The sequence below is a fragment of the Polaribacter sp. SA4-10 genome (genome assembly GCF_002163835.1).
Classification (GTDB): domain Bacteria; phylum Bacteroidota; class Bacteroidia; order Flavobacteriales; family Flavobacteriaceae; genus Polaribacter.
In genome coordinates this window covers 1760893-1775715 of the sequence record NZ_CP019331.1, presented here as the reverse complement: position 1 = coordinate 1775715, position 14823 = coordinate 1760893, and the positions used below count along the sequence as shown (strand labels likewise).

Genomic DNA, 14823 nt, shown 5'->3' with positions numbered 1-14823 from the left:
AATATATTTGTAACTTACTTTAAGACCCCTAAATCTTGAGAACACATATTACAATAATTTTTGTAATTGTTTTTTTTCTAGAAGTTAAAGCTCAACATTTTACTCATGACATAGGGGTGTTTGTAGGTTCTACTAGTTTACAAACAGATTACGGACAAAGAGAAAACTTTGGAAGCAACTTTAGAAACAATGGCATGGCTATTTCTGTAGCTCATTATTTGCATTTTTTTAATAAAACTCTTCGTTGGGACCCAAATAATGGTATGTATAATCATATTATGGTAAAAACAGAACTTCAATTTTTAGGTAAGAATAAACTTGAGCATCATGGAATTTATGCCGCTAGTCAAAGTTATTCAGGAGAACAACTAAGAGCGATGAAAGGAACTGCTAGAATGATTAATTTTGGTGTAAACATGGAATACTATTTAAGACCTTTAGAGGAGTTTTTTTATCCTTATTCAGAGATGGTTTTGAATCCATTTTTTACATTTGGAATTAAATACTCTTTCTATACAAACAGTTTAAAATCTGATCTAGGTGATTGGAAGGAAGATAGAAGTGTTTTACCACAAAAATATACTTTAGAAAATTCATTGGCAATAGGTTCTGGTCAAGCTTTTTCTTTAAACCTAGGAATAGGAACAAGAATTAAAATAACTAAAAAGTTAGACATTTCTGCCTCGTATAGTTATGAATATTTCTTTTCTGATAAAATTGATGGTTTACAGGCAAGTGTTGTTGAAAATAAAAGCAATGAATGGTTAATTAATATGCAGTTAGGATTGGTTTATCACCTCAATTTTAATACTCCACTATTCTATTAAGACACCCTTAGATTCGCTGAATAAATCTAATTATTTAGTAGATTTAAAAAGAGAGCCATTTACACTCTTTGTTTGTGGTTAATTTTATCTATTCAAGGCTTGCTCTAAGTCTTTCAATAAATCTTCTTCATCTTCTATACCTACACTTAGTCTAATTAAAGAATCTGTAATTCCTATTTTTAAACGTTCTGGTTCAGGAATTGAAGCGTGTGACATTGTTGTTGGATGATTTGCTAAACTTTCTACACCTCCTAAAGATTCTGCTAACGTAAAAAGATGAGTGTTTTCTAAAAATTTAAAAGTAGCTTCTTTGCTTTTATCTTTTAAATGAAAAGAAACCATTCCTCCAAAATCTTTCATTTGTTTTTTTGCAATTTCATGGTTTGGATGACTTTCAAAACCTGGATAATAAACCAATCCAACTTTTGGGTGATTCTTTAAGAAATTAGCAACTGCTTTTCCATTTTCACAATGACGTTGCATTCTAAGGTGTAATGTTTTTATCCCACGCAATGCCAAAAAAGAATCCATTGGGCCAGCAATTGCTCCTGCAGCAAACTGAATAAAATGAATGTCATCAGCTAATTTTGCATCTTTAACTATTAAAGCTCCCATTATTAAATCTGAGTGTCCTCCTAAGTATTTTGTTGCAGAATGCATTACAATATCTGCTCCTAAAGTTAAAGGTTGTTGTAAATAAGGAGTTGCAAAAGTGTTGTCTACAGAAATTAATATGTCAGAGTTTACGTCTTTCACAGCAGTTGAAATTGCCTCAATATCTGCAATTTTCATTAATGGATTTGTTGGTGTTTCTAACCAAACTAATTTCGTTCTTTCATTAATTGCATCTGTAACATTTGTAACAGAATCCATATCAACAAAAGTAAATTCTAATCCGTATTTTTTGAATAATTGAGTAAACATTCTGTAGGTTCCTCCATATAAGTCATCTCCAGCAATAACCTCATCTCCTGGGTTTAATAACCGTAAAACACAGTCTATTGCAGACATGCCTGATGAAAATGCAAAACCATGAGTTCCGTTTTCAATTGCTGCAAAACTATTCTCTAATGCAGTTCTTGTTGGGTTTGCTCCTCTAGCATATCCATATCCTTTATGTACACCAGGACTAGATTGTGCAAATGTAGATGTTTGAAATATTGGAGGCATTACTGCGCCTGTAGCTTCTTCTGGTTTTTGACCTCCGTGAATTGTTTTTGTGTTGAATTTCATTTTATAAATTGTTAGTCAATCTTAAAATAGATTACATTTTATTAAGTGAATTTTTTTATTAATTTCCCAACTGTTAATCCTTGAATAAGTATTGAAAACACAACAATTATATAGGTCATTACTAAAAATAAATCACGCTCCATTGTTTGGGTTAGGCTCAAAGCTAAAGCAATAGAAATACCTCCTCTTAAGCCACCCCAAGTCATAATTAAATTTGTTTTCGGAACAAAATCTAATTTTTTCGCATAGAGTTTTATTGGTAATAATAACGAAATATATCTTGCAATTAATAATAACGGAATTGTTATAAAACCAGCCAAAATGTAACTTGCATCTAAGGTTAAAACTAGAATTTCCATTCCAATCATAACAAAAAGAACCGTATTTAAAAGAACGTCTATTAATTCCCAAAATTTATCTACATACACTTCTGTAACGTCACTCATAGAAGATTTTCTAACTGTATCTGTACCAATAATTAAACCTGCTGTAACGATTGCTAATGGTGCCGATAAGTGGAGCTTTTGGGCACATAACGTTCCTCCCATAACGGCAGCTAATGTTATAATAACTTCTGTGTCATAATCATCAATGCTTTTTAGTAATCTGTAAGTTACCCAACCAATAATACCTCCAAGAATAATACCTCCACCTACTTCAACTAAAAATAATTCTGCGATATGACTTACAGATATTTCGCTACCACCTTTTGCTATTTGATAGATTGTTAAAAAGATTACAACTCCAACTCCGTCATTGAATAATGACTCTCCAACAATTTTTGTTTCTAATTTTTTTGGAGCGCCAACTTTTTTCATAATTCCTAAAACAGCTATAGGATCTGTAGGTGAAATCAATGCTCCAAACAATAAGCAATAGATAAAATCAACATCAAGATGTATTATTTTAAGTGCGTAAAAAACAAGTATACCTGTTAAAAAAGTAGATATTAAAGTTCCTAAAGTTGCAAAAATTAATACTGGTTTTCGTTGAATTTTTAATTGCTGAAAATTGGTATGTAAAGCTCCTGCAAATAGCAAAAAACTTAGCATAATATCTAAAAGAACTGTTTTAAAATCAATACTTGTAATGAGTTCTCTTTCTTTGATAAGTAAGGTGTCATCAAAATAACTTAAAGCAAAAACGGCTAATGTAAACAGTATGGTTATCAGCATTAAACCTATAGTATTTGGCAGCTTCAAAAACTTTGTATTAATATATCCAAAAGCTGCTGACAGCACTATTAGAACGGTTGCTATTAAGAAATAATCCATAGAAAATTTATACTAATTTTTTTATACACATAATAATTCCTAAATGTATTCCTTCATGAAAATTATTGAAACTAATTGCCGTTTCTATTGAATTTAAAACGAAACCTGTACTTGTTGGGTATTCTGTGTAATTTTCAAAAATACCTGCTTCAAAATCTTCCTCTAAGGTGTCTGGTAAACCAGCTAATAAATCTTTTACTTCTTCAAACTCTTCTTCCGTAAAATTTTTTGTAGGTAAAGTGCCTTTTTTATGTTCTTCAATTAATTCATCTGGACATAAACAGTCTAAACCTGATAATTTATAATGTAATAATTGTTGAGTAATAACTATATGTGCAACATTCCAAGCAATATTGTTTTTAAACCCTGTTGGAATCGCATGTAATTGCTCAATTGTTAATCCATCGATAACTTTTAAAATTAGCGCTCTAGATTTTTTTAAAACATCAAATTGTGTCGTCATTTTTTATCTTTAAATTCGCAGTAAATATACAGATAAATACAATGAAGAAAGTCTACTTTTTACAAACTTGCGATACTTGCAGAAGAATTTTAAAAGAAGTGAATACAGCTGGTTTTGATCGACAAGAAATAAAAGCAAAACCTGTAACTGTAGCTCAATTAGAGGAAATGTATACGCTTTCTAATAGTTATGAAGCCTTGTTTAATAAACGTGCAAAGTTGTATAAATCTATGGATTTAAAAAGTCAAATTATTTCTGAAGCAGAGTATAGACAATACATTTTAGAGGAATATACTTTTTTAAAGCGACCTGTTTTTATCGTTGAGGATGAAATTTTTATTGGAAATAGTAAAAAAGTAATAGAATTATTAAAAGAGAAGATTGGATAAAACAATCTTCTCTTTTAATAATTAATTGGAAGATATATTTATATCTGATGAAGACATCATAGCTGATAACTCATCTTTTGTTATTTTGGTCTTTAAGCCAAATAAAACGAGTTTATCATCATCACTATTTGCTCTTATAATAATTTCTCTTATGTAATTGTTTTTTTTAATAAAATATAATTCAGCTTTACTGTCTTTATCTTTTACTCTAACAAGAGTTTTTAAGTTGTTTTTTCTTTTGAATTTGTTAAAATCTTTTGAGATAGTATGATCTTCATTATTAAAAATCATTAATTTAAAGTCACTAGATTTTTTAATTACATTCATAATATCTCCATCATCTTCATTGTCTAAAAAAGAACCTGCTAAAGAAGCTGATAAATTGATTGAAAAAGTTGATTTGTCTTTATTGGTTTTATAGAATTTGTTAAAAGCTACTTCTTGTGCTGATACATTTACTATAAATGATGCGAAGAAAATTGTTGCTAATCGTTTCATGTTACTAGGTTTTCTTTTGAGACGATTACAAATAGAGTTTGTTACAGTTTGTTATTTTTAAAACCTATTTTGATTGATATACCTTAATTAAGTTTTCTGCTTCTTTTTTTGAACTCCAATTTTTTAGAATTTCTTCTCTAGCTTCTTTTCCTAAGAGAGGAATTTCTTTAGTTATTAATTTTTTTAGCAGTTTTTCTAATTCAGCAATAGTACCAGCTTCAAACAAATAGCCATTTTTTTTATGTGAAATTAAAGAAGAATGAACGCCAACATTTTTTGTTGCAATTACTGAACACCCACAAGACATTGCTTCTGCTGTAACTAGAGAAAATCCTTCAGAAAAACTGGGCACAACTGCAATTTTTGCTGCTTGATAATATGAAATAATATCAGAGGTTTCATCAATAAAATAAACTTGATTTTCTATCGAATACTTTTTTGTAATTTCTTTTAATGCGTTTAAAAAGGCAGGTTTATCAACTTTACCAACAATTACCAGCGCCCAATTTTGATGTTCTTTTAAAACTTTTGCAGCTTCAACTAAAACGACTTGTCCTTTTGCTTTACGCACTCTACCAGCACATAAAATGATGTTTTCTTGCGTAATATTTTCTACGCTAATATTTGCTTTTGGAGAGAATAAATTGACATCTACTCCGTGGCCAACAATTGTGTTTTTAATACCTAAATTTTTACTCATATTTTCTATGAGCGTTACAACTTTATCTGCTTTCTTTAACAGTTTCATTGTTAAGCCAGACGGAACCGTTTCTGCATGGCGCGTTGCAATCAATTTGAATTTTGCTCCTAAAAAACGGAAGAAAAGCATCCTCATTATTTCATTGTTTCTATGACAATGAACAACAACTTCTCTATCAGAAAATAAGATTGATTTTAATTTTGATGTTGTAATTTTATTCCCTTCTACATTATATCCATAAATATACGTTTCATATGTATCGATAAAAAAAGGCAGTACATTTTCTATACTTCTAGTAACACCCGTTCTTCGCTTATGAAAATGCGTATGGATTAAAATAGGTTTCAAATTTTGATTTTTAAGCAAACCTACGTTCAATTATATTCATAAAACGAGCTTCTAGTTCTTCTTGTTTAGACCAATTATAATCTGGCTTTACCATTTTATTGATAAATTTTTTAGCCTCTTTCTCAGTTTTGAATGTGTTTAGTTGAGAAACTACTCTATTAAAGTCTTCTTGACTGCCTTCAAATAAGTTTTTCACAAAAATAATTCTGTCATTTAAACCTATCTGAATATTTGTTTGCAATCTATCATTTAAAGATTTTACAGCAACGGTTTCAAATAAATCAGCCATTACATCAACAGGAATTGTGTCTTTTAACTCTTCTTCTAAAGTAGTTATTTTAATTCCTGCAACATCTTTTACATCGTCTTTAAAACGAGTGCTAGCTTCTTTATTGGCATTTATGATATCTTCTAAATCATCAAAAGGTTGTTCTAAAATTTCTTCTGTTGAAACTTGTAAAGAGTGGTCTTCTAAATTATAAATACCTGTTTCTGCATCTTCTATTTCAATAATTTCCTCAAGAATAGTATTTTTAACTGCTATCGCTTTTTCAACTTTAGAAATTAGTTCTTCTTTGGTCTCTTTTAAATTAGGAGTTGTGTTTACATATTCTTCAACAAACGCTAAAAGAGATAATTTCTCATAAATTTCTTGCGATTTTTCTTTTAAAGCGAGCACATTGTCTTTATTTTTCATCTGTAAAATGCTGTGTGCTAAACTAATTAAATCACTTTCTAGTTTTTTGTGCATAAGTTGTAAGTTGAAGTTAATTTTTCCTAGTTAATTTTAATAAATTTGTTGAAAACCAAAGTAACACATAATTTAAATTATTAAAGCCTTAAAATTACAAAATGTTTCTTGAAAATACAGTAAATCATACAGAACAATTTGGTTGGATAGAAGTAATTTGCGGCTCTATGTTTTCTGGTAAAACCGAAGAATTAATTAGAAGATTAAAAAGAGCACAGTTTGCAAAACAACGCGTAGAAATCTTTAAACCTGCTTTAGATACACGTTATGATGAAGAAGAAGTTGTTTCTCATAATGATAATAGAATTCGCTCTACACCGGTTCCTGTGGCATCGAATATTAGGTTACTTGTAAATGATGTAGATGTTGTTGGTATTGATGAAGCTCAGTTTTTTGATGATGAAATTGTTGCAGTTTGTAATGATTTAGCAAACAGCGGAGTTAGAGTAATTGTTGCAGGTTTAGACATGGACTTTAAGGGAAATCCTTTTGGACCAATGCCCGCTTTAATGGCAACTGCAGAATATGTAACTAAAGTGCATGCCGTTTGTACACATACAGGAAATTTAGCACATTATAGTTTTAGAAAAGCGCAAAATGACAATATTGTTATGTTGGGTGAAACGCAAGAATATGAACCTTTAAGCAGAGCTGCATATTTTAAAGCAAAGCAAAAGCAACAACAAGAAATTACTTCAAAAGAAGAAAAACCTACAGATGAATAATCATGTAACTGTCTTAGAAATTGATGGAAATGCATTATTGCATAATCTAAATTATTTTAAAAAAAAGCTAAAACCAGCAACTAAAATTTTAGCAGTTGTTAAAGCTTTTGGCTATGGAAGTGATGGAGTGCAAGTGGCAAAGTTTTTAGAAGATAAAGTAGATTATTTTGCTGTAGCTTATTCTCATGAAGGTATTGCGTTGCGAGAAGCAGGTGTAAAAACACCTATTTTAGTATTACATCCACTGGTTCAAAATTTACAATCTATAATTGATTTTAAGTTAGAACCAAATTTATACAGTTTTACAATTTTAAATGCTTTTTTAAAATTAGCAGACGAAACTCCGTTAATGAATTACCCAATTCATCTAAAATTTAACACAGGTTTAAATAGATTAGGTTTTTGGCATACTGATATTCCTAAGATTTTAAGTATTTTAAAAGAAACAAATCATATAAAAGTGCAGTCTTTATTTTCTCATTTAGCAGCGAGTGAAGACTTAGAAGAGCAAGATTTTACAATAAATCAAATTAATAATTTTACTGCTATCGTTCAGCAATTTTATAATCATTTAGCGTATGAACCAATGTTGCATATTTTAAATACTTCTGGAGTTGTTAATTACCCAAAAGCACAATTTGATATGGTAAGAATTGGTATTGGTTTATATGGTTTTGGAAATGATAAGTTAGAAACTTCTAAACTTAAAAATACACATAATTTAAAATCTATAATTTCTCAAATTCATACTATAGAACCAGGAGAAACAGTTGGTTACAATAGAGCATTTGTAGCTAAAAAGCAGACAAGAACAGCAACAATTCCTATTGGTCATGCAGATGGTATTTCAAGAAGGTTAGGAAATAAAAAAGGTTATGTAATCATAAATAACCAAAAAGCACCAATTGTTGGGAATGTTTGCATGGATATGATTATGGTAAACGTTTCAAAGATTGATTGTAAAGAAGGTGATGAAGTTATCATTTTTAATAATCAAGAAATGATACAAAATATTGCAGACGTTTCAGAAACAATTCCTTACGAAACACTTACGGCAATTTCTCAACGAGTTAGGAAATTGCTAAAGTAATTTTTTTTTATTATTTTAGTAACCTAATAATTAATTAAAAACACACAAAAATGGGAATGCTTAAAGAGTTTAAAGACTTTGCAATGAAGGGAAACCTTGTTGATATTGCAGTAGGTTTTGTTATGGGTGCAGCGTTTAAACAAGTTGTTACCTCTTTTACAGGAGGAATTGTTTCTCCGTTAATTGGCTTATTATTTAATGCTGATTTTAAAGATTTAAAATATATTGCTAAAGAAGGTGTGGTAGATGATGCCGGAAAGGTTGTTGGTGAAGTTGCCATTTTATATGGAGATTTCTTAACAAATGTAATCGACTTTATAATTGTTGCTTTTGTAATGTTTATGATTGTAAAAGGTTTGAATAGTATGAAGAAAAAAGAAGCTCCAGCGCCTGCTCCAGCTCCAACAGGACCAAGTCAAGAAGAATTGTTAGCACAAATTAGAGATTTGTTAGCTAAAAAATAATAAACGCTTCATAGTGTATTTAAAATCCTGAGCAATTGCTCAGGATTTTTTTTATGAAAATTTTATTCGCTATCTTTTATAGTTAGGCATTTTCTTTTTTTAAGATTGGTTTTTATATTCAAAACAACTAGTGCGTACTGTTTTTTTTTATTGCAGTGTTAAGAATTATAAAGAGTGAAGAACAATGTAATAGTAGTAAAAATAAATTTAAAGAGCTTTTAAAAAATCATTTCTATCAATTTCTCTGGCGCCTAAACTAGCTAAATGTTCATTATAAATTTGGCAATCTATTAATGTGTAGTTCTTGTTTTTTGCAAGATGAATAAAAGCTAATTTAGAAGCATTAGAAACTTTGCTAAACATACTTTCTCCACAGAAAACAGTGTTTATCTCTAGTCCATACAATCCACCAACTAGTTTATTGTTTTGCCAGACTTCAATAGATTTTGCAATTCCTTTTTTATGTAAATTGATGTAAGCTTGTGCCATATCATCCGTAATCCAAGTTCCAAAACCATCACTTCTGTTTATGTTTTTACAGTTGTAAATGACTTCTTCAAAAGCCTTGTTTTCAGTAATTGTAAAATCATTTTTTTTGATGATTCTCTTCATCGATTTTGAAATCTTAATTTCATCAGTAAATAAAACCATTCTTTCATGGGGGCAATACCAAACAATGGGATCTCCTTCAGAAAACCAAGGGAAAATTCCGTTTTTGTAAGCGTAAATTAATCGTTCTTCAGATAAATCTCCACCTAAAGCAATAATGCCGTCATCTGTAGTAAGATCATACGGTGGGAATTCAATTTTTTCTGTGAGCCAAATCATCTTGTAAAAATAGACAACAAAAAAATGGCATCAAAAATTGATGCCATTTATATTCAAAATATTGTTGGCAGAAATTTGATAAATTAATGTGTTTGATACTGCTAGTTCATTAACAGATAAAGTTTTTGTTTTGTAAATCTCAATTTCTTTAAGAAAAAATGAGATTCTTGTTTTAATTGAACACCACCAACTGTTGCTGCTTTTATTAAAATTGTGTGTGAATACTAAAAAGAAATAGTAGAATTAAATAGTTTTTTTTCTTTACAATTTCATTTTAAGACTTGCTTTTATTGAAAGTAATTTTGTTTTCATGAGGCGCTGAATTTGGTAACCTAATCTAGTTAACCAAAAAGTATAAAAAATAATAATACAAAACAAACTTCTAAAAACGTTAATCTAATTTTATTGTAGTCTATAATAACTTTTTAGTTCTTATTTTTGCAATCTGTTTCAAATAATATAGAAACTAAAAATGGCAAGAAAGAAAAGAATAAAAACGAAAGGCGAGAGAGCAAAGTTATTACATAGCTACTTTTCTAGAACTGGGTTTTATATGTTTGTATGGGGAAGTTTAAAAAAAGCTTTTTTTCCCATTACTATAATTGTTTTACTATTATTTTTATTGAACAGGTATGTTTATAATATTAATGATGGATTACAAATTATTACAGAAACATTTTCTAAGTTAGGTGTTTTTACTACTTTCTTTATTTCTGAAACAATCCTTGGATTAATTCCTCCTGAAATATTTATTGCTTGGACAAAAAAAACGGCTGATCCTGTTTTAAATTTATCCATTCTTGCAGCCTTGTCTTATATTGGTGGACTTTTATCTTATTATATAGGTAAAATGATTTTAAAAATTAAAGCTGTAAAAGTTTATTTAGAGGTTAAAATGGCTAAAAATTTAAAAAACACCAGTAAATGGGGTGGTTTTTTAATAATTGGAGGAGCATTACTTCCTATTCCTTTTGCTATCACTTGTATGGCAGCAGGTATGATTAAATACCCTTTTAAAAATGTAATTCTTTTTGGTTTATTTAGATTTGCAAGATTTGCTGTTTATGCTTGGGCAATTTTTCAAGTTGTAGACTAAAAAATAATTACATTTGCAGTATGGGATTAACAAATAACGATATTTTAAAGAAACTTCGTGTGGCGCACAAATTGCGTGATACAGATATTGTAGAAATTTGCGCTTTGGTAGATTTTAAAGTAAGTAAAGGAGAATTAGGCGCTTTATTTAGAAATGAAGAACATCCAAAATATGTAGAATGTGGAGATCAAATTTTACGTAATTTCTTAAACGGATTAGTTATTCACTTACGTGGTCCGATGCCTAAAAAAGAAGAAAAGAAAAAATAATATTTATTTTTATAACAATAAAAAAGAGCGCAAATTGCGCTCTTTTTTATTTATTTAATATCTACTATCTAGAATGGTAAATCGTCTGGCTCTTCATCTGAAACAGATGCTGCTGGTTCAAATTTATCTACTGGAGGTAAATTACTTGGAGCAGATTGTGCTAAACTTTCTATTCTCCACCCTTGAAGCGAGTTAAAATATTTAGCTTCACCTTGAGGGTTAATCCACTCTCTACCACGTATGTTGATAGAAATTTTTACATCTTGCCCTACAGCATAACTATTTAATAATTCACATTTGTCTTGCACAAATTCTATCATAATCATTTGTGGATACTGCTCATCAGTAGTTACAACTACCTCTCTTTTTCTAAATCCACCAGTTCCAAACGTTTGTACTTCTCCTATTAACTTTACTTTACCAATAACTTCCATAATTTCTATTTTAATAAAAGTACTTTCCAAGCACTTTCTACATCGTTTTTACTTAAAAAATCTTTAGCAAATGTATGTTTTTTTGTGAGTTCTAATCCTATAAAGTGTGTATGTTCTTTACCAAAGTTATTAACAGTTTCTGTTGTTGGTAGTTGCTCTACGTTACCCAACATACCTAAATTGTTTCCTGTTAAAACAGTGCTGTTTCTTATTTCTACGGGTATCTTATCAACACCAATACCCAATGTTGATATCGGTTTTGGAATCTCGAAAAAGCCATCTCTAGCTCTGGTGTAATAGCTTCCACCAGCTCTTGCAACCAAATCAATTTTATACTGATCTATGTTTCCGTTTTCGTCTAACACATTTTCAGAAATATGAATTTTCACAACTTCACAAACAATTAAATTACCTGCTCCACCTTTATCACCCGTAAAAATGACATCATTTACTTTACATTCAAACTGTACTGGAGATTCTGCAACTCTAAAAGGTTTTATTTTATCAGATTTTAACATTGTAAAACCAGCTTTTTCAAACTCATTTACACCTTCAGGATATTCTGTACTACTCAAAGACATTTGTTGTACAATATCATAATTTACAACATTTATAACAACCTCTTTCGTTGCTAAAGCATTCTCTAATGTATGTTTTGTGGTGTTATCTCTAACTCTTCGTGCTGGAGAAAAAATTAATATTGGTGGGTTTGAACCAAAAACGTTAAAAAAACTAAAAGGTGATAAATTAGGGTTTCCTTCTGCATCAATTGTACTGGCAAAAGCAATTGGTCTTGGTGCAATTGCGCCTAATAAATAACCATGTAATTCTCCTGTTTTTATTTCTTTTGGATCTATAGAAAGCATTCTCAAAAAATTTAGGTACGTAAAGATACTATGAATTCTACAAATGAGTTATATAGTGGAATAGTTTATATTTGTTTTCATGAATTTTTATACAAACACACTTTTATTTAAACGAATTTCCATACTTGTTTCGTTTATAATAGTCTCCTTAATCTTATGGAATACCTCTGTTTTCTTTCAGAAATTTAAACAAGAAGAACGTATTAAAATGGAAATTTTAGCAACTGCTCAAAAAGAAATTGCTACAAATACAGATTTAAATGCCAATGTAGATTTACCCTTAAAAGTAATTGAGAATAATAACAATATTCCAATGATTTTGGTTGATGAAAACGGTAAAATAGAATATTTTCAAAATCTAGATTCTATAAAGGCTTTAAAATCTGAGTATTTAGAGGAGCAATTGGCGAAAATGAAATCTGAAAATGAACCTATTGAAGTTAGTTATAATAGAAAAAATAAGCAATTTATTTATTATAGAAATTCAGATTTATTAAATAAACTCACCTACTATCCTATTGCTTTAATTCTTATTTTATTACTGTTTTTAAGTGTTATTTATATGTTTTATAGCTCTAATAAAGTTGCGGAGACTAATAAATTATGGACAGGAATGGCAAAGGAAACGGCACATCAAATAGGTACACCTTTGTCTTCTTTATTAGGTTGGATTGCCATTTTAAAAATGGAAAAGGTAGATGATAAATATGTTGAAGAAATTGAAAAAGATGTACATAGATTAAATACGATTGCAAATCGTTTTTCTAAAATTGGCTCAACGCCAGAACTTAAAAGAAAGAACATTGTTGAGGTTACTAAACAAGCTTTTGATTATTTAGAGTCTAGAAGTTCTAAACAGATTTCATTTTCTTTTTCTTCTCAGGAGAATGAAATTTTTACAAAATTAAATGCAGAGCTTTTTGGTTGGGTAATAGAAAACTTAATAAAAAATGCAATTGATGCTATGCTAGGAAAAGGGCAGTTGGCAGTACGTATAGAAAATAGTGAGAAAAAAGTTAAAATTATAGTTTCTGATACTGGAAAAGGAATGCCAAAAAAACTCTTTAAACAGATTTTTAAACCTGGTTTTACGACAAAAAAAAGAGGTTGGGGTTTAGGTTTGTCGCTCTCTAAACGTATTGTAGAAGATTATCATAAAGGAAAAATAATTGTAGAAAAATCAGAAATTGGAAAAGGAACTACTTTTCAGGTTTTGTTAGATAGCGTTTAGTTTTTTTGTTATTCTTGCGAAAGCAGGATTCTATAATTGGTTTTTATAAAACTCTTGTCTTCGTAGTAATCACAAACCTTTTTAAAAAATTTTAGCCCTGATTGAACGGTTTGTTTAAGCTCTTTTTGGGGTGCTGAACTAAATTCAGCAGAACAAAAAAGCGAGTAGTGAAAGCAGGAAATAGCTTCTAAAAAGAAAAATAGTTAAAACGCTATATAAAATTACTAGCAATTCTTTCCGCCAAAGCAGCAAACTCTTCATTTGTCAACTTTACTTTTTTAGCAAATTGAATATCTGCCATTTCATTTAAAGGAATTAAATGTACATGAACATGAGGCACTTCTAAACCAATTACACTCATTCCAACACGCAAACAAGGCACCGTTTTTTCAATTGCTTTTGCCACTTTATAAGAGAAGTCCATCAATTCTAAATATTCCTTTTTAGGTAAATCAAACAACTTGTTTTCTTCCTTTTTTGGAACAACCAATGTATGTCCTTTTGCATTTGGATTGATGTCTAGAAAAGCAATAAAATCATAGTTTTCAGCTACTTTATAACTTGGTATTTCACCTGTAATTATTTTTGTAAAAATGCTCATAGAATAGTTTTTAAAGTTTAGTTGTTGATTTTTAGTTCAAGTACCAATATAAAAAAGAATTCGGATTTTGACAGTGTCAAAATCCGAATTTATAATGAAATAAGTCTTTATTTCTAATTTAATGAAGCAATCTTTTAATAGAAAAAGAGATTACTTCGTTCTTCTTCTTCTTAGTAATTGCGTTATCTAGAAATAGCAATAACTTCAAATTTCATAATTCCATTAGGAACTTGAATTTCTGCAGTATCACCAACTTCTTTACCTAATAAACCTTTACCAATAGGTGAATTTACAGATAGTTTTCCGTTTCTAACATCCGTTTCAGAATCTGCAACTAACGTGTAAGAAAACTCCATTCCGTTTGTGCAATTTTTTATTTTTACAATAGAATGAATTAATACTTTAGAAGTATCTAATTGAGATTCATCTATAATACGTGCATTAGAAATTACATTCTTTAATTTTGCAATCTTAAACTCTAAATGAGATTGCTCTTCTTTTGCTGCATGGTATTCTGCGTTCTCACTTAGATCCCCTTTATCTCGTGCATCTGCAATTTCGATAGTTACTCTTGGTCGTTCAAATTGTTCTAATTTTAACAACTCATCTTTTAATTTCTTTAATCCTTCTGCAGAATAATAGGATATTTCGCTCATAGTTACTATAATTTAAAAATCCCATTACCCTTTACAGGAATGAGATTAGACTACAAATATACAAAATATTTGTAACTTGC

Annotated in this window: 19 protein-coding genes; 8 read left to right on the top strand and 11 right to left on the bottom strand. The window is 29.6% G+C overall.

The genetic code is table 11. The annotated features are described in order from the left end of the window. Positions 1-35: 35 nt before the first annotated feature. Positions 36-827: a hypothetical protein gene (locus BTO04_RS07760; protein ID WP_087563961.1), complete on the top strand. Its 792-nt coding sequence runs from the start codon at positions 36-38 to the stop codon at positions 825-827. A gap of 84 nt (positions 828-911) precedes the next feature. Here the strand turns inward: BTO04_RS07760 and BTO04_RS07755 are convergent, their stop codons facing one another. Genes BTO04_RS07755 through BTO04_RS07745 form a run of 3 tightly spaced genes read right to left on the bottom strand, consistent with a single transcriptional unit; the run spans position 912 to position 3797 of the window. Then, positions 912-2060: a cystathionine gamma-synthase gene (locus tag BTO04_RS07755; protein WP_087563960.1), complete on the bottom strand. Its 1149-nt coding sequence runs from the start codon at positions 2058-2060 to the stop codon at positions 912-914. A gap of 41 nt (positions 2061-2101) precedes the next feature. Beyond that, positions 2102-3334 (bottom strand): sodium:proton antiporter, encoded by a 1233-nt coding sequence (locus BTO04_RS07750; RefSeq protein ID WP_087563959.1) that lies wholly within the window; start codon positions 3332-3334, stop codon positions 2102-2104. A gap of 7 nt (positions 3335-3341) precedes the next feature. Continuing rightward, on the bottom strand, positions 3342-3797 hold the full coding sequence (locus tag BTO04_RS07745; RefSeq protein WP_087563958.1) for a DinB family protein: 456 nt from the start codon (positions 3795-3797) through the stop codon (positions 3342-3344). Between the two features lie 41 nt (positions 3798-3838). Here BTO04_RS07745 and BTO04_RS07740 point away from each other — a divergent pair, with 41 nt between their 5' ends. Then, positions 3839-4186, top strand: coding sequence for an arsenate reductase family protein (locus tag BTO04_RS07740; RefSeq protein ID WP_087563957.1), 348 nt, complete (start codon positions 3839-3841; stop codon positions 4184-4186). A 21-nt stretch (positions 4187-4207) separates the two neighbouring features. On the opposite strand, the gene BTO04_RS07735 is transcribed toward BTO04_RS07740, so the two are convergent. The 3 genes from BTO04_RS07735 to BTO04_RS07725 all read right to left on the bottom strand — a co-directional run bounded on the left by BTO04_RS07735 (position 4208) and on the right by BTO04_RS07725 (position 6483). Beyond that, positions 4208-4684 (bottom strand): DUF4252 domain-containing protein, encoded by a 477-nt coding sequence (locus BTO04_RS07735; protein WP_087563956.1) that lies wholly within the window; start codon positions 4682-4684, stop codon positions 4208-4210. A 64-nt stretch (positions 4685-4748) separates the two neighbouring features. Beyond that, complete coding sequence (locus tag BTO04_RS07730) at positions 4749-5732, bottom strand: glycosyltransferase family 4 protein (protein WP_087565355.1); 984 nt, start codon at positions 5730-5732, stop codon at positions 4749-4751. A gap of 10 nt (positions 5733-5742) precedes the next feature. Beyond that, entirely contained in the window at positions 5743-6483 is a 741-nt protein-coding gene (locus BTO04_RS07725) for a hypothetical protein (RefSeq protein ID WP_087563955.1), read from the bottom strand. A gap of 101 nt (positions 6484-6584) precedes the next feature. Between BTO04_RS07725 and BTO04_RS07720 the strand changes: the two genes are divergently transcribed. From BTO04_RS07720 to mscL, 3 genes are read left to right on the top strand one after another with little or no spacing between them, the layout of a single operon-like run. Next, a complete protein-coding gene (locus BTO04_RS07720) occupies positions 6585-7208 on the top strand; it encodes a thymidine kinase (RefSeq protein WP_087563954.1) in 624 nt (207 codons plus the stop codon). After that, positions 7201-8298, top strand: a complete 1098-nt coding sequence (gene alr, locus BTO04_RS07715) for an alanine racemase (protein ID WP_087563953.1) — start codon at positions 7201-7203, stop codon at positions 8296-8298. Before BTO04_RS07720 ends, alr begins: the two co-directional genes overlap by 8 nt. 56 nt (positions 8299-8354) lie before the next feature. Next, complete coding sequence (gene mscL / locus BTO04_RS07710; RefSeq protein ID WP_198342138.1) at positions 8355-8762, top strand: large conductance mechanosensitive channel protein MscL; 408 nt, start codon at positions 8355-8357, stop codon at positions 8760-8762. Between the two features lie 207 nt (positions 8763-8969). On the opposite strand, the gene aat is transcribed toward mscL, so the two are convergent. Beyond that, the gene (gene aat / locus BTO04_RS07705) at positions 8970-9590 is read right to left on the bottom strand and encodes a leucyl/phenylalanyl-tRNA--protein transferase (protein WP_087563951.1); all 621 of its coding nucleotides are present in this window, start codon (positions 9588-9590) and stop codon (positions 8970-8972) included. A 472-nt stretch (positions 9591-10062) separates the two neighbouring features. On the opposite strand from aat, the gene BTO04_RS07700 reads away from it, so the two are divergent. Together BTO04_RS07700 and BTO04_RS07695 are read left to right on the top strand one after the other, a co-directional pair. Beyond that, on the top strand, positions 10063-10686 hold the full coding sequence (locus BTO04_RS07700; RefSeq protein WP_087563950.1) for a YqaA family protein: 624 nt from the start codon (positions 10063-10065) through the stop codon (positions 10684-10686). 20 nt (positions 10687-10706) lie between these two features. Further along, entirely contained in the window at positions 10707-10955 is a 249-nt protein-coding gene (locus BTO04_RS07695) for a DUF1456 family protein (RefSeq protein ID WP_087563949.1), read from the top strand. 68 nt (positions 10956-11023) lie between these two features. Here the strand turns inward: BTO04_RS07695 and BTO04_RS07690 are convergent, their stop codons facing one another. Together BTO04_RS07690 and BTO04_RS07685 are read right to left on the bottom strand one after the other, a co-directional pair. Then, positions 11024-11389: a DUF3127 domain-containing protein gene (locus BTO04_RS07690; protein WP_087565354.1), complete on the bottom strand. Its 366-nt coding sequence runs from the start codon at positions 11387-11389 to the stop codon at positions 11024-11026. Positions 11390-11394: 5 nt separating this feature from the next. Then, the gene (locus BTO04_RS07685; protein WP_087563948.1) at positions 11395-12255 is read right to left on the bottom strand and encodes a flavin reductase family protein; all 861 of its coding nucleotides are present in this window, start codon (positions 12253-12255) and stop codon (positions 11395-11397) included. Between the two features lie 79 nt (positions 12256-12334). Between BTO04_RS07685 and BTO04_RS07680 the strand changes: the two genes are divergently transcribed. Next, the gene (locus tag BTO04_RS07680) at positions 12335-13486 is read left to right on the top strand and encodes a HAMP domain-containing sensor histidine kinase (RefSeq protein WP_087563947.1); all 1152 of its coding nucleotides are present in this window, start codon (positions 12335-12337) and stop codon (positions 13484-13486) included. Positions 13487-13697: 211 nt separating this feature from the next. Here the strand turns inward: BTO04_RS07680 and BTO04_RS07675 are convergent, their stop codons facing one another. After that, positions 13698-14087 carry an HIT family protein gene (locus BTO04_RS07675; protein ID WP_087563946.1) on the bottom strand — a complete coding sequence of 130 codons (390 nt, stop codon included), beginning with the start codon at positions 14085-14087 and terminating at the stop codon, positions 13698-13700. Positions 14088-14269: 182 nt separating this feature from the next. Continuing rightward, a complete protein-coding gene (greA, locus tag BTO04_RS07670) occupies positions 14270-14743 on the bottom strand; it encodes a transcription elongation factor GreA (RefSeq protein ID WP_087563945.1) in 474 nt (157 codons plus the stop codon). Positions 14744-14823 lie beyond the last annotated feature (80 nt).

Bases quoted from the DNA above. Each gene is read 5' to 3' on its own strand.
- BTO04_RS07755 (WP_087563960.1), bottom strand. From the start codon at position 2,060: ATGAAATTCAACACAAAAACAATTCACGGAGGTCAAAAACCAGAAGAA.
- BTO04_RS07750 (WP_087563959.1), bottom strand. From the start codon at position 3,334: ATGGATTATTTCTTAATAGCAACCGTTCTAATAGTGCTGTCAGCAGCT.
- BTO04_RS07745 (WP_087563958.1), bottom strand. From the start codon at position 3,797: ATGACGACACAATTTGATGTTTTAAAAAAATCTAGAGCGCTAATTTTA.
- BTO04_RS07740 (WP_087563957.1), top strand. From the start codon at position 3,839: ATGAAGAAAGTCTACTTTTTACAAACTTGCGATACTTGCAGAAGAATT.
- BTO04_RS07735 (WP_087563956.1), bottom strand. From the start codon at position 4,684: ATGAAACGATTAGCAACAATTTTCTTCGCATCATTTATAGTAAATGTA.
- BTO04_RS07725 (WP_087563955.1), bottom strand. From the start codon at position 6,483: ATGCACAAAAAACTAGAAAGTGATTTAATTAGTTTAGCACACAGCATT.
- BTO04_RS07720 (WP_087563954.1), top strand. From the start codon at position 6,585: ATGTTTCTTGAAAATACAGTAAATCATACAGAACAATTTGGTTGGATA.
- alr (WP_087563953.1), top strand. From the start codon at position 7,201: ATGAATAATCATGTAACTGTCTTAGAAATTGATGGAAATGCATTATTG.
- mscL (WP_198342138.1), top strand. From the start codon at position 8,355: ATGCTTAAAGAGTTTAAAGACTTTGCAATGAAGGGAAACCTTGTTGAT.
- aat (WP_087563951.1), bottom strand. From the start codon at position 9,590: ATGATTTGGCTCACAGAAAAAATTGAATTCCCACCGTATGATCTTACT.
- BTO04_RS07700 (WP_087563950.1), top strand. From the start codon at position 10,063: ATGGCAAGAAAGAAAAGAATAAAAACGAAAGGCGAGAGAGCAAAGTTA.
- BTO04_RS07695 (WP_087563949.1), top strand. From the start codon at position 10,707: ATGGGATTAACAAATAACGATATTTTAAAGAAACTTCGTGTGGCGCAC.
- BTO04_RS07690 (WP_087565354.1), bottom strand. From the start codon at position 11,389: ATGGAAGTTATTGGTAAAGTAAAGTTAATAGGAGAAGTACAAACGTTT.
- BTO04_RS07685 (WP_087563948.1), bottom strand. From the start codon at position 12,255: ATGCTTTCTATAGATCCAAAAGAAATAAAAACAGGAGAATTACATGGT.
- BTO04_RS07680 (WP_087563947.1), top strand. From the start codon at position 12,335: ATGAATTTTTATACAAACACACTTTTATTTAAACGAATTTCCATACTT.
- BTO04_RS07675 (WP_087563946.1), bottom strand. From the start codon at position 14,087: ATGAGCATTTTTACAAAAATAATTACAGGTGAAATACCAAGTTATAAA.
- greA (WP_087563945.1), bottom strand. From the start codon at position 14,743: ATGAGCGAAATATCCTATTATTCTGCAGAAGGATTAAAGAAATTAAAA.